Below are 12,371 nucleotides of genomic sequence, written 5' to 3'. Positions count from 1 at the left end.
CTTAGGCATGTCCTTCTATTCTATACTTATTTAAATAGTTCCGGGTATACTGATTGTGCCATAATTTCAACGGCTTCACCAATACGCGGTCCAGGACGGGACATAATATCTCCATCGACCAGATAAACTGCCTTTTCTGAAACTGCCTGTATTTTATCCCAACCTGTGCGTCCTAGAATCTCGTCAACTGCATTTTCCATATAGGTTGCCGGTGTAATAATAATTTCAGGATTACGAGTAATGACATCTTCTTCCGTCACACTAATCCAGCTCGTCTGATCAGCAAAAATATTTTCAACATTGGCGTGATCCATTATTTCCTGCTGGAATGTACTGCTGCCGGTAGTCCAAAGATCCGGAGCTGGCGAAACTTCATAATATGCTTTTTTCTTCGTATCAATTGTCGCTGTTTTTTCTTGTACTGTTTCGATTTGTGCTTTAATGTCGGCTACAATTTCTTCGCCTTTTTCTTTTACATCCATTACTTCGGACAGTTGGATAATATCTGTATAAACATCATCAAATGTCGCAGCCGAAGCAATTACAAATACTTTCAAACCTGCATCTTCCAATTGGGCAATTTGTGCTTCCTCCCCAATTGTATAGGCAACAACGACATCCGGATCCAATTCCAGAATTCGCTCTGCATTGATGACAGTAGAAGTCGACACACGTTCAATTTTTTGTGCGGCTTCCGGATATGTATCATATTCTGTTGCCCCGATAATTTGTTCACCGACACCCAGCTCAAACAAAATTTCTGTATTGCTAGGCTGCAGGGAAATAATCGTTTCCGGTACTTCATCGAATGTTACTTCAACACCACGATCATCAACAACTGTATACGGTGCACCTTCACTTTTCGAACCGGCCTGCTCTTCTTTTTTCACATCATTTTCAGACTTTTCATCATTTGATCCGCATGCTGCTAATAAGAATGTTGCCGCTAAAGCAACGATCCATTTGTTCTTAAATTTCATTTGTTGTAACCCCTTTTTTCTTTTTCGTCGGATAAGATTTTGAGATAAATGGAATTTCCTCTTGTTGATGCTGCTGATTCATATAGACCGCCATGACAAAAAACACATTGGCAAGCAGCCCGAGAAAATCAAACAAAATTTCATCCACTTCTCTTTCCTCGCTCACTTTATGTAATGCCCTGAAAGACTTTTTCGCCTCACTGCGGCAAATATGCAGTCTTGCTGAACTTTCGATTCCTTGTGGCAGTACAAACTGCTGAATCGCTTCTCCAACTTCACTTACATAAAAATCGTATCGATCGCTTAGCCATTGCAAATCCTCAAATGTAATGGCTAATTTACCGCGTACCGAACCATTGACATGATAAGCTAACGGTTGGATTCTCCTCAAATCTTCCAAAACGAGCTGACCGGAAGCATCATCAACTAACGTCGGAAAGACTGTACCGATTCGCGTTGTCAAAGAATCGGTGCGGATTTCATAGTCGACGCAGCTTGATTTTTCCCGCATAAACGGATAACAGGAAAAACGGATATCCTTTTTCATAAAATTCTCCTCACTTCAAGTAGTGCCTCACGAAATTACGAGTGTACGAAAAAAAGCCACCCAAGAAAATGGATGGCTTCAAAAATCAAAAAAGAGTGCTGCAAAAGGATGCTCATTCGATCAGTGACTGCCGTACATTCTCTTTAATTCCGAAGAGGGATGTTACGATAAGAAAAAGATTGGTCTCCTGGCTCTGCGTTTCACTTTACTCATAAGTACCTTCCCGCTATATTAGCAGTGGTCTCACACTTATTTTCATCAACGCTTACAGTTACGGAAATAGCTTCGGATTTACACCGAATTCCCATTTATGCATAATGCATCTTTTTCCTGCAAATTTATTCAATTTGTCTTAATCACTTTAGCATATTAACAGAAATATGCAATGGAAATTTACAAACAATCCGGACATTTGCCATAAATCTCAAATTTGTGTGCTTCTACAGCATAACCCGGCAGCTTTTCACCGAGCATTTCCATCGGGCAAACAGACAGTTCCTTTACATTCCCGCAATCACGGCAAATAAAATGGTGGTGATGATGATCCGACTCACAATGCATACGGAAGTTACGCTCACCGTTTAATTCTGTTTCTTCTAGAATATCAAGCTCCACGAAAGTAGCGAGGTTACGGTAAATTGTATCGAAACTCATCCCAGGGAAATCTTTTTTCAATACTGATAACAAATCACGGGCAGTCAAATATTTGTCTGTAGATGCAAACATACCCAAAATCAACTCTCGTTTATCCGTCTTTTTATAGCCATTATCCTTTAATATTTCCCACGCGCGCGCTGCATTCACAGTATCTCTTCTCCTTCCGATTTAATTGTGAATTTCAAAACAAGCTTTTTGATTAAAATTACTAATAGCAAGATCAAAATAGATGTGACAACAATTGTTCCACCCGGTGCCAAGTTCAGGTAAAATGCAGAAATGAGTCCGATTACTACTGCCAGCTCTCCAAATACAATCGCTAAAATAATCGCCTCTTTAAAACCGCGAGCTAAACGCATCGCTGCAGCTACCGGCAATGTCATTAAGCTTGAAACAAGCAAAATTCCGACAATACGCATACTTGCTGCGATAACTAGTGCGACAACGATCATGAACAATAAATGAATCCATTTCGCAGGTAAACCGCTCGCTTTCGCATATTCCTCATCGAATGACAATACGAAAAGCTCTTTAAAAAATAAAACTAAAAATAATACAACTACGACTGCAATTGCCAGCACAACATATAGATCCTGACGTGATACAGCCGATACAGAGCCAAATAAATAGCTCATTAAATCGGTATTAAATCCGCTTGCAAGTGATATTAAAATGGCACTCACACCGATTCCGCCCGACATAATAATTGGTATCGCAAGTTCTTCATAATGTTTATATAGTCGGCGTAATCGTTCAATTAAGATCGAACCACTTACAGATGCGATAATCCCTAAATAAATCGGGTTCAGCAAAGCCAGCGCTGCAAACGATTGGCTCAAGTACAGGCTCCCGGCAATCCCCGCCAGTGTTACATGCGACAGTGCATCCGCAATTAGCGATAAACGTCTTACTACGATAAATACACCAAGCAATGGTGCAATTACTCCAATAACAAGCCCTGAGAAAAAGGCATTTTGCAAAAATTCATAGTTTAATATAGCTTCTATCATAACGGCCTGCTCCTCTTAGTGAATCTTTCGAACAGAGTGGCCGTTCCAGCTAGCAATCTGTTCTTCCGAAATCGTATCAAAATCATTTTTGTACCCGTGGAAATGAATCGACTGATTTAAGCACGCTACATGACTGACACGATCCGAAACCGTGTCCACATCATGTGTAACTAAAATCATCGTCATATTGTGATGCTTATTTAAATGTGCGAGCATATCATAGAATGCCTGCACATTTTCTCGGTCAATTCCGACTGTCGGTTCATCCAAAATAAGAAGCTTCGGATCGGATACTAAAGCACGTGCAATGAACACACGCTGCTGCTGCCCGCCGGAAAGCTGTCCAATATTCCGTTTTAGAAATTTATCCATGCCGACATCTTTTAAAGCACTTTTCACTAAAATATCCGCATCTTTGGGATAGCGTTTAAACAGCCCTACCTTTTGCGATAAACCACTTTTCACGACTTCTTCGACCGTTGCAGGAAACCCCGAGTTAAAGGCATTGGATTTTTGAGAAACATAGCCAATCCATTCGCGGTGTTTAAAATGGCTTGCTTGTTCGCCAAATAATTTAATTTCCCCTGACATAGGCTTTAACAGTCCTAAAATTAATTTTAAAAGTGTCGATTTACCAGAGCCGTTTTGCCCAATTAATGCTAAAAAATCGCCTTCATTGACACGTAGTGAAATATTTTTCAATGCTTGTGTGTATTCATATTGAAAGGAAACATCCTTCAATTCTATCAATGGTTTTTTCATTTCGTTCGCTTCTTTCTAATTCAAAATCATTACGATTTACATCATGTTAGTATAATGCAGTTTTTTGTTCATGTAAAGGATTTAAAGTTGAACTTCAATTAGTGGGGATTTTTCTCATCCCCACTGAAAGTTAATTTAACCAATCGGGCTTTTACGGGTAGTTGACCTCCCGCCTATCCTTTTCGATCTGATTAGGTTTAGAGGCGGGAGTCTTGGCTCTGCCGCTACGCTTTCGAGGCAGATGAATTATTACCCGTTAATGCGGGATAAACTTGAAAGGATGAAGACAATTCAAATGCTACAATGGCTTGATAACTTAAAAGGAATGAATGACAGGCAACTGCAGGATTTCGCCAAACAGCAGGGACTTGAATTGAACATAGAAGAAGTTCAGAAGCTGCAAAAAATTCTGAAGCATGCCAATATCAGCTGGGCTCTTACCGGCGTTCCAAAAGAAGTTTTAAAAAAAATTCAGAAGCTGCTTGGGGATAGACGTTATAAAAAATTAATGAAGTTAGTCGGTTTGTAATTTAGACGGTTTTTCAGAACACATTTTTTGTAATGCTCCGTAAATTATTTTCCAATCTTTTAAAAACAAAAATCAGCCGCAACACGGCTGATTTTTTTGTCTTATTATTTTCCCATTACTTTAAATGCCCTATACAGCATTCTTACCTACACATACATCGAGTGCCAGTTCAATGGCCGCTGTTAAATCACGCATTGACCAGCCCGGAATCCGGCCGTGCTCGATCGCCAGCTCGAATGATGCAGGTATATGAATAAATCCTGCAGCTCGGATTGCTTCATTCTTTGCAGCGTAGTACAAACCTTCATACATAATATTATTACATAAATATGTTCCGGCAGAATTGGATATTGCTGTCGGATATCCTGCAGAATTTAAACGGTTGACAATTTTACGGATCGGCAATGTCGACAAATACGCAACATCCCCATCTTCTTTGATCGGTGCATCCTCAAATGCATTCCCTGCATTGTCCTTTTCCCCATCTTTTACATTCAATGCAACACGTTCCGGAGAAATTTTCGTAATGCCCGCCGCTAAGCCTAATGAAACGATAATCGTCGGCTTTACTTCTTCGACCAGTGCCAAAAACTGTTCCGGTGCTTTTGCAAAATCGACAGACAATACATGGCCAACAATTTCATACTGACCGATCGACTTTCCATTCAGTGCCTGTACCACTTCCATTGTAGGGTTGATCGGATTTGATAAAAACGGTTCAAATCCTGTTAAAAGTAATTTCTCCATCTGTCTTGCCCCTCTATAAGTTTTTTACAAGCGCTGCCATTGTACGGTCAATATATACATTTCCACTTGATTTATTCTCCAGTAGAATCGAGAAGATATATTGTTTTCCGCTTTGGCCTTTCATATAACCTGATAATGTATATACATTTGGGATATAGCCTGTTTTTGCATAAATTCTATTTTGCAAAGCACTGTTTGTTAAACGGCTTTTTAATGTACCGCCGACCATGCGATCTTTATTGCCGGCGACTGGCAACGAATCAAAAAATGTACCGAAATAAGATTCTTTTTGAACTTTGTACAATAACTGCGAAAGTCCGTTTGACGTTACACGGTTTGAATTGGACAATCCAGAACCATCTGCAAAACGCCAGTTGTTCACAGGAATATCCAATGAAGCACTGTACTTTTTCAGTAACGTGGCACCTTTGTTCGTACTGCCTTCACCTAGCTGCTGCTTACCCATTGCCTTTACAAGAATATCGGCAATACTGTTGTTGCTCAGTTTCATAAATGCCGGGAAAATGGCTGCCAACGTGCGTGATTCATTCGTGTAAAGCAATGTTGCCTTTTGCGGAACTTTTCCTAATTCCACTTTCGAACTCTTCACAAATTTTAAACCTGTCCCTTGCAGCGTCTGCTTAATTGCCTGCATTGTGTTTTTCGACGGGTCTTGCAATGTTACCCATTCCTTCTTACTGCTCCCTTGTGGCAGGTTTCCGGAAATGATAATACGGTTTGTATTGTAGGCACGCTTGATTGTGATTGTATTACGACTTCCTTTACTAACTGTTTTTGCTTGGTTGGAAATGACCATACCGCTTAAATTCGGTTCAATCGAATAGCTCGGTTTTGCTCCAACTTTACCAGGCTTTGCAGTAATAATGACTGTACTCGCATCAAAGTCATTGTTTTGTGACATCGTAATCGCAGAAGTACGCGCACCGAAGTAATACGTCTCATCCGACTTTAGAACACCCGGTGGCAATGTACTGCCGGAAAATGCTGTATCATCACCGATTAAATGACCATTGATTGTACGAATGCCAATGCGCTTCAATTCTTTGGCAAACTCTAAAAAGTCATCTTTTTTTAATGTCGGATCGCCACTGCCTTTTATGTAAACATTTCCATTTAATGTATCGTTGACAATAATGCCATCGATATATAAATTCGTTTTAAAACGATAGTCCTCGCCTAAAATCGACAATGCGGCAGCACCCGAAACTAATTTCATATTGGAAGCCGGTCGCATCAGTTTGTCCCCGTTTTGCGAATAGACGATTTTCCCGCTCTCTGCGTCACGAATCGTCACTGCTGCATTACTTTTCCCTAAATGTGTTGTAACCGCACCATTGATCGATGCGAAACTTTGAATAGGCAATGAAAAGAATAACGCTAACAAAATGACGAGCTGAAATATTTTTTTCATCAACTGATACCTCCTTTTGAATATTGCTAATTTACAGTTAACTCATTATAACAAATTATGTCATAAAAAACGCAAAAAAACATACTTTGCATCAAATTTGTGCCAAGTATGTTTTTCTTATTCTTATTATTCGCGCATTGCATCAATTAATGCTGGCTGGAATTCACTATTGCGAAGCATCGCAATTTCATGTAAATATGGCGCTTTTTTGTTTTTTGCATCCGGACCGACAAATGGTGTTTCCAGTATTTTCGGTAAATGCATTAACTGTGGATGATGAACAATATAGTGCATTGCCTCAAAACCGATTTCACCAAAACCGATATTTTCATGACGGTCTTTTCCAGCACCGCGCACATTTTTCGAATCATTAATGTGCAGTACTTTTAAACGATCCAACCCGATGACTTTATCAAATTCATTTAACACTCCGTCAAAGTCACCTGTAACGTCGTAGCCGGCGTCATGAATATGGCATGTGTCCATACAAATCGACAGGCGCTCATTGTTTGTCACACCATCGATAATACGTGCCAATTCTTCAAATGTACGACCGATTTCAGTGCCTTTGCCCGCCATCGTTTCCAATGCGATCTGTACTGGGTAGTCCTGTGTCAGCACTTCATTTAAACCTTCTACAATCCGTTCAATACCCGCATCAACACCTGCACCGACATGCGCACCAGGATGCAGTACGATTTGTGTCGCTTCCAATGCAGCAGTACGTTTAATTTCTTCCTGCAAAAAGTTTACGCCAAGCTCAAAAGTTTCCGGTTTTGTCGTATTCCCTAAATTGATAATATACGGTGCATGGACAACAATGTTGGATAGTCCGTTCTCTTTCATATGGAGCAGGCCCTTCATAATATTCAGCTCTTCAATCGGCTTTCTGCGCGTATTTTGAGGTGCGCCTGTATAGATCATAAAAGTATTGGCACCATAGCTTAATGCTTCTTCGCTGGCACCTAGCAGCATTTTTTTTCCGCTCATCGAAACATGTGAACCTAATAACATTCTACTTTCCTCCATTTAACGAATAAACAGGCTGCATAGAAAAATCATTCTAAGCAGCCCCTTGTGTAATTAGTTATTGTTGCGGCGCGCTTTAATACGGCGTTCGCGTTTTTTCACTTTTTCCATTTCCCACTTCATATTACGTTTATAGCCTGGTTTAACTTTCTTCGGCTTACGTACCAGGGCTTTGGCTTTTGCATCGATTTCATCTTCTTTACGCTCACCTTTACGGCTTGCACGCTGGTGACGGTCTTTTAAGTCAGACCATTCGCCATTTTTAATATCTTTTTGTACAAATGGAATCCCCATTTTTTCGATGCGTACTACTGCATCCTCATCTTCCGGCTGGAATAACGTAATCGCTGTTCCTTTTGAGCCGGCACGTGCTGTACGACCAACACGGTGAATGAAGAACTCAAGATCTTCCGGAATTTCATAGTTGATAACATGCGAAATCCCTTGAATATCAATACCACGTGCAGCTAAATCTGTTGCTACGATATATTGGAACTCAAGATCACGTACTTGCTTCATCATTTTTTTACGGTCACGCGGACTTAAATCTCCGTGGATTTGTCCTGCACGGATACCTTGTTCTGCTAAAAAGCTCGCTACCGATTCTGCATTTTTACGTGTGTTACAGAAAATAACAGCAAGGAATGGATTGATTCCCTTAATTACTTCAAGTAAACGTGTATTACGTGCCTTCGAACGTACAGGTACTAATACAAAGTCAATGCCTTCCGCCACCGGACGTTTATCATTCATATGAATATGGATCGGTGAATCCATGTATTTCTTTAAGAATGGTTTTAATTTTTCTGGAATTGTCGCTGAGAACACGAACATTTCAAGCTTTTCTGGCATATGCGACGCAAAGCCGTCAATATCTTCAATGAAGCCCATGTCAAATGCCAGATCTGCTTCATCGACAACTAAAATCGGCGCAGTGTGAACAAGCAATGCATTTTCTTTCACCAAATCTTTAATACGACCCGGTGTACCTACAACGATTTGAGGCTGTGTTTTTAATCGGTCGATTGTACGTTGTTTGTCCGTACCGCCGATAAATAATTTAGTTGAAATTTCCGTTCCTTCAACAAGCTGGTTTAACGCATCAAAAATTTGTTGTGCCAGTTCTCGTGTCGGCGACGTGATAACCGCCTGTACTTCTTGTTTTTCTTCTACAATACGCTCTACGATCGGCAATAAAAAACTATGTGTTTTTCCTGTTCCTGTATGAGCTTGTCCGATTGCACTCTTACCTTTTAATACGAGTGGAATCATTTCTTTTTGAATGGGTGTCGGCTCTGTAAATCCAAGCTTTGCAATGGCGTCCTGCAAAAATGGCTTGAATTGATAATCAGTATATTTTGACATTCACGTACCTCCTTACATCTTTCCTATTGTACCATAATTCGTACATTTAAGTGACCATCTGCATATCATAACGGTAAATAGTTTCAACGTCAAACTGTTGGGACGAATTTATGAAAGAAAATTGAAATATCATGTCGATTTTTAGAAAGGAGTTTATTATGCGCCCACCTTATTACTTTCCACCTCAAGGAATGATGAATCAAATGCCGGTTGCACCACGTTTTCCAATGTATGCACCATACATGATGCGAGGCCCGAGTCCAGGAGGAGGTCCGATTCCTGGAATAGGAGCTATTCCTGGAGTTGGTCAATTTATGAACCAAATGCCAATTCCACCTCAGGCAGCTGTGCAAGGTGCAGCAGGTGCACCGAAGCTCGAAGGGTTTTTATCAGGAGCAAACTCTTTATTTAGTAATGCCCAAAAGTTCACACCATATATTCAGCAGGCAGCCCCAATGTTTAAAAATCTGCCCGCTTTATGGCGTTTATATAAAGGATTTAAAGAAACTTCCGACCCGCTGGAGTCTTCTACTGTTTCAATGCCGCAGGAACGGCCAAGAGAGAGAGAAAGAGTGAGAGAAAGAGGAAATCCACGAGGCAACCGGCGAGAACAGGAGCCAGTTGAGGAGAAAATTACGACAAAACCATCATTACCGAAAATATTTCAGCCTCCTTTTGAATAACAAAATAAAAGCTACCCCAAGCAAATGAGTGCAGATTCGTATCTATTACGAGTCCTCTCATATGCGTAATGGAGTAGCTTTCTATTTTTACCGTGTATACTTACTGAATCAATATACTCCTTGGATCATGCTTATGAACACATAGTGCCTCCGCCATTTACATGGATACATTGGCCGGTAATATATGTTCCGTCCTGGGATGCCAGCAGCACATATGCTCCAGCAAGCTCACTCGGCTGTCCTGGGCGTTTTAATGGTGTTTCAGTACCGAATTCCGCTACTTGATCCGCATCGAATGTAGAAGGAATTAATGGTGTCCAAATCGGTCCTGGTGCGACCATATTTACGCGGATTCCTCGATCAGCTATATTTTGTGCCAAACTTCTGACAAATCCTACTATCGCACCTTTTGTGGATGTATAATCAATTAAAATCGAATGGCCTCGGTAGGCATTGACCGATGTCGTACATATAATAGAATCTCCCTGCCCCAAATGCGGAACAGCTTCTTTGCATAAATAAAAAATACCATCCAAATTTGTACGGAATGTTTTGTCCCATTGTTCGACCGTAATATCTAAAAATGAATCGACAGGATATTGTACCGCTGCATTATTTACGACAATATTAATTTGCTGGAAATGGTCAAGTGCTGTCTTTACAAGTTTTTTACTTGTTTCATAATCACCAATATCCCCTTCAACAAGAACTGCCTGAACGCCTTCTTTTTCAACCAGTTGTTTCGTTTCTTCTGCATCGGATTGCTCTTTTTCCAAATAGTTTATAACAAGATTTGCCCCTTCTTTTGCGTAGGCAATGGCAACCGCTCGGCCAATTCCTGAATCACCGCCCGTAATAATTGCCACTTTGCCTTTTAACTTATCGCTTCCCGAATATTCATAAGGCTGTGTTGATAATGGGTTCATTTTGCTTTCGATTCCAGGTTGTGATGGCTGAGTTTGTGCGGGTGTACCGCCAACTTGTTTATTTTCAACATTTGTCATGAAAGAAACACTCCTCTATTGAAATATTGTTATAAAGTTTTAGTGAAAAGTTTTCGATTGTTTCGTTCACATAAAACTATTTATGTAATATTTTTTCCCCGGCTATGTAGTTTAAAACAAAACTGAATTTTCTTTCAGCTCGTTTACCACATTTTGTAAGAGTGTTTCCGCATCTTCTGCTTTGATCAGTTCACCATTTACAATCGCAAATAGATGACATTCGCAAATTTCACAGTTTGAAGTACAGCCGGATTCCGTTAATTCAATATCTTCCCGCTCCAGCAGCACATCATATACATCTGCTGCGCCGAGCGATAAATTTGTCATGCAAAACTCCACCTGATTTTTTAAAGCTACTGATTTATTCCTCCTAAAAAAAGAAAACGCCATCCCATTTCCCCACTTTTCGTTTTATTTATTTCTGCTATTATAGCAAACGTTCACAAAATTCTGTACTTATGCGATTACTTCGCTATATCGCGACATTTCCATCGAATTTACTAGAGATTTCAGTAAGCGAACTTTGAATAAAGCATACACGTCCTATATAATGAAATTACAGGGCTTTGAAAGGAGTTACGTATAAATGAAAGTTGTTAAAATTAATCCGCGTGGATACTGCTATGGGGTAGTAGACGCTATGGTCATTGCACGCAATGCCGCACTTGATCCTACATTACCAAGACCAATCTACATTTTAGGTATGATTGTACACAATAAACATGTTACAGATGCATTTGAACAAGATGGCATCATTACGCTTGATGGCGACAACCGTAAAGAAATAATTGAACAGGTAGAGCAAGGCACAGTTATTTTCACGGCACACGGTGTATCACCTGAAATCCGTGAAATCGCGAAACGTAAAGGACTCGTATCAATTGACGCGACTTGCCCGGACGTTACGGTGACACATGACTTAATCCGCGAAAAAACAGCAGAAGGCTACGATATTATTTATATCGGTAAAAAGGGACATCCTGAACCGGAAGGCGCAATCGGTGTTGCACCAGACCATGTTCACCTAGTTCAATCGATGAACGATATAGATAATCTTGCTTTTGAAAACGAAAAAATTCTCGTAACAAACCAAACGACGATGAGCCAATGGGATGTCGCTTTTCTAATGGATAGTTTAAAAGAAAAATTCCCTCATGTCGAAGTGCATAAAGAAATTTGCCTGGCGACACAAGTCCGTCAAGAAGCAGTAGCTGAACAGGCCGGTACTTCCGATTTATTAATCGTTGTAGGCGATCCAAAATCGAACAACTCGAACCGTTTAACACAAGTATCAGTAGAGATTGCCGGAACACCATCTTACCGCATTTCGGATATTTCAGAGCTGCAAATTGAATGGCTGGAAAACGTTGAAACAGTAGCAGTAACAGCAGGCGCTTCAACACCGACACCAATCGTTAAGGAAGTCATTTCATTCTTGGAGAAGTTCGACAAAAATGATTCTGCAACACATGAAATCGTACGCTCCGTAACTTTGGACAAAATTTTACCGAAAATTAAAGCTCCAAAACCAGTTGAAAAAATTATGCCTTACTAACGCCAAATAAGCGAACCTAAAAAATCTCAATTTTCTTCTACCGGAGAAAATTGAGATTTTTTGTTGTTCCT

The 12,371-nt window shown here is 40.3% G+C and carries 14 protein-coding genes and 1 riboswitch; of the genes, 3 read left to right on the top strand and 11 right to left on the bottom strand.

The annotated features are described in order from the left end of the window. Window positions 1-26: 26 nt before the first annotated feature. From MHH44_RS06595 to MHH44_RS06575, 5 genes are all read right to left on the bottom strand, one after another. Window positions 27-980 (bottom strand): ABC transporter substrate-binding protein, encoded by a 954-nt coding sequence (locus tag MHH44_RS06595; protein ID WP_340798098.1) that lies wholly within the window; start codon window positions 978-980, stop codon window positions 27-29. Beyond that, window positions 970-1,527: a hypothetical protein gene (locus tag MHH44_RS06590; protein ID WP_340798097.1), complete on the bottom strand. Its 558-nt coding sequence runs from the start codon at window positions 1,525-1,527 to the stop codon at window positions 970-972. The genes MHH44_RS06595 and MHH44_RS06590 overlap by 11 nt, the downstream gene beginning before the upstream one ends. A gap of 160 nt (window positions 1,528-1,687) precedes the next feature. After that, window positions 1,688-1,869: riboswitch (cobalamin riboswitch) on the bottom strand. Between the two features lie 51 nt (window positions 1,870-1,920). Further along, window positions 1,921-2,331, bottom strand: coding sequence for a Fur family transcriptional regulator (locus MHH44_RS06585; protein WP_008408025.1), 411 nt, complete (start codon window positions 2,329-2,331; stop codon window positions 1,921-1,923). Next, the gene (locus tag MHH44_RS06580; RefSeq protein ID WP_008408024.1) at window positions 2,328-3,194 is read right to left on the bottom strand and encodes a metal ABC transporter permease; all 867 of its coding nucleotides are present in this window, start codon (window positions 3,192-3,194) and stop codon (window positions 2,328-2,330) included. The genes MHH44_RS06585 and MHH44_RS06580 overlap by 4 nt, the downstream gene beginning before the upstream one ends. Before the next feature lie 15 nt (window positions 3,195-3,209). Beyond that, window positions 3,210-3,956: a metal ABC transporter ATP-binding protein gene (locus MHH44_RS06575; RefSeq protein ID WP_008408022.1), complete on the bottom strand. Its 747-nt coding sequence runs from the start codon at window positions 3,954-3,956 to the stop codon at window positions 3,210-3,212. 295 nt (window positions 3,957-4,251) lie between these two features. Between MHH44_RS06575 and MHH44_RS06570 the strand changes: the two genes are divergently transcribed. Beyond that, on the top strand, window positions 4,252-4,485 hold the full coding sequence (locus MHH44_RS06570) for an isopropylmalate synthase (protein ID WP_340798096.1): 234 nt from the start codon (window positions 4,252-4,254) through the stop codon (window positions 4,483-4,485). Window positions 4,486-4,614: 129 nt separating this feature from the next. On the opposite strand, the gene MHH44_RS06565 is transcribed toward MHH44_RS06570, so the two are convergent. From MHH44_RS06565 to MHH44_RS06550, 4 genes are all read right to left on the bottom strand, one after another. After that, window positions 4,615-5,232, bottom strand: a complete 618-nt coding sequence (locus MHH44_RS06565; protein WP_340798095.1) for a pyroglutamyl-peptidase I — start codon at window positions 5,230-5,232, stop codon at window positions 4,615-4,617. A 13-nt stretch (window positions 5,233-5,245) separates the two neighbouring features. Then, entirely contained in the window at window positions 5,246-6,664 is a 1,419-nt protein-coding gene (gene dacB, locus MHH44_RS06560) for a D-alanyl-D-alanine carboxypeptidase/D-alanyl-D-alanine endopeptidase (protein ID WP_340798094.1), read from the bottom strand. Window positions 6,665-6,790: 126 nt separating this feature from the next. Further along, window positions 6,791-7,678, bottom strand: coding sequence for a deoxyribonuclease IV (locus MHH44_RS06555; protein WP_008408018.1), 888 nt, complete (start codon window positions 7,676-7,678; stop codon window positions 6,791-6,793). Window positions 7,679-7,747: 69 nt separating this feature from the next. Then, the gene (locus MHH44_RS06550) at window positions 7,748-9,058 is read right to left on the bottom strand and encodes a DEAD/DEAH box helicase (protein WP_008408017.1); all 1,311 of its coding nucleotides are present in this window, start codon (window positions 9,056-9,058) and stop codon (window positions 7,748-7,750) included. Window positions 9,059-9,216: 158 nt separating this feature from the next. Between MHH44_RS06550 and vrrA the strand changes: the two genes are divergently transcribed. After that, window positions 9,217-9,741 carry a VrrA/YqfQ family protein gene (gene vrrA, locus MHH44_RS06545; protein ID WP_340798093.1) on the top strand — a complete coding sequence of 175 codons (525 nt, stop codon included), beginning with the start codon at window positions 9,217-9,219 and terminating at the stop codon, window positions 9,739-9,741. Window positions 9,742-9,872: 131 nt separating this feature from the next. On the opposite strand, the gene MHH44_RS06540 is transcribed toward vrrA, so the two are convergent. Together MHH44_RS06540 and MHH44_RS06535 are read right to left on the bottom strand one after the other, a co-directional pair. Continuing rightward, the gene (locus MHH44_RS06540; protein ID WP_340798092.1) at window positions 9,873-10,745 is read right to left on the bottom strand and encodes an SDR family oxidoreductase; all 873 of its coding nucleotides are present in this window, start codon (window positions 10,743-10,745) and stop codon (window positions 9,873-9,875) included. A 111-nt stretch (window positions 10,746-10,856) separates the two neighbouring features. Beyond that, window positions 10,857-11,135 carry a DUF1450 domain-containing protein gene (locus tag MHH44_RS06535; RefSeq protein WP_087615300.1) on the bottom strand — a complete coding sequence of 93 codons (279 nt, stop codon included), beginning with the start codon at window positions 11,133-11,135 and terminating at the stop codon, window positions 10,857-10,859. Between the two features lie 196 nt (window positions 11,136-11,331). On the opposite strand from MHH44_RS06535, the gene MHH44_RS06530 reads away from it, so the two are divergent. Next, entirely contained in the window at window positions 11,332-12,300 is a 969-nt protein-coding gene (locus MHH44_RS06530) for a 4-hydroxy-3-methylbut-2-enyl diphosphate reductase (protein ID WP_340798091.1), read from the top strand. The last annotated feature ends 71 nt before the right edge of the window (window positions 12,301-12,371 follow it).

The organism is Solibacillus sp. FSL K6-1126 (assembly GCF_038003445.1).
Lineage (GTDB): Bacteria > Bacillota > Bacilli > Bacillales_A > Planococcaceae > Solibacillus > Solibacillus silvestris.
Note: the sequence above shows the minus strand (reverse complement) of the source record. Positions and strands in the feature narration are given on the sequence as shown.

Bases quoted from the DNA above. Each gene is read 5' to 3' on its own strand.
- MHH44_RS06595 (WP_340798098.1), bottom strand. From the start codon at position 980: ATGAAATTTAAGAACAAATGGATCGTTGCTTTAGCGGCAACATTCTTA.
- MHH44_RS06590 (WP_340798097.1), bottom strand. From the start codon at position 1,527: ATGAAAAAGGATATCCGTTTTTCCTGTTATCCGTTTATGCGGGAAAAA.
- MHH44_RS06580 (WP_008408024.1), bottom strand. From the start codon at position 3,194: ATGATAGAAGCTATATTAAACTATGAATTTTTGCAAAATGCCTTTTTC.
- MHH44_RS06575 (WP_008408022.1), bottom strand. From the start codon at position 3,956: ATGAAAAAACCATTGATAGAATTGAAGGATGTTTCCTTTCAATATGAA.
- MHH44_RS06570 (WP_340798096.1), top strand. From the start codon at position 4,252: ATGCTACAATGGCTTGATAACTTAAAAGGAATGAATGACAGGCAACTG.
- MHH44_RS06565 (WP_340798095.1), bottom strand. From the start codon at position 5,232: ATGGAGAAATTACTTTTAACAGGATTTGAACCGTTTTTATCAAATCCG.
- dacB (WP_340798094.1), bottom strand. From the start codon at position 6,664: ATGAAAAAAATATTTCAGCTCGTCATTTTGTTAGCGTTATTCTTTTCA.
- MHH44_RS06555 (WP_008408018.1), bottom strand. From the start codon at position 7,678: ATGTTATTAGGTTCACATGTTTCGATGAGCGGAAAAAAAATGCTGCTA.
- MHH44_RS06550 (WP_008408017.1), bottom strand. From the start codon at position 9,058: ATGTCAAAATATACTGATTATCAATTCAAGCCATTTTTGCAGGACGCC.
- vrrA (WP_340798093.1), top strand. From the start codon at position 9,217: ATGCGCCCACCTTATTACTTTCCACCTCAAGGAATGATGAATCAAATG.
- MHH44_RS06540 (WP_340798092.1), bottom strand. From the start codon at position 10,745: ATGACAAATGTTGAAAATAAACAAGTTGGCGGTACACCCGCACAAACT.
- MHH44_RS06535 (WP_087615300.1), bottom strand. From the start codon at position 11,135: ATGGCGTTTTCTTTTTTTAGGAGGAATAAATCAGTAGCTTTAAAAAAT.
- MHH44_RS06530 (WP_340798091.1), top strand. From the start codon at position 11,332: ATGAAAGTTGTTAAAATTAATCCGCGTGGATACTGCTATGGGGTAGTA.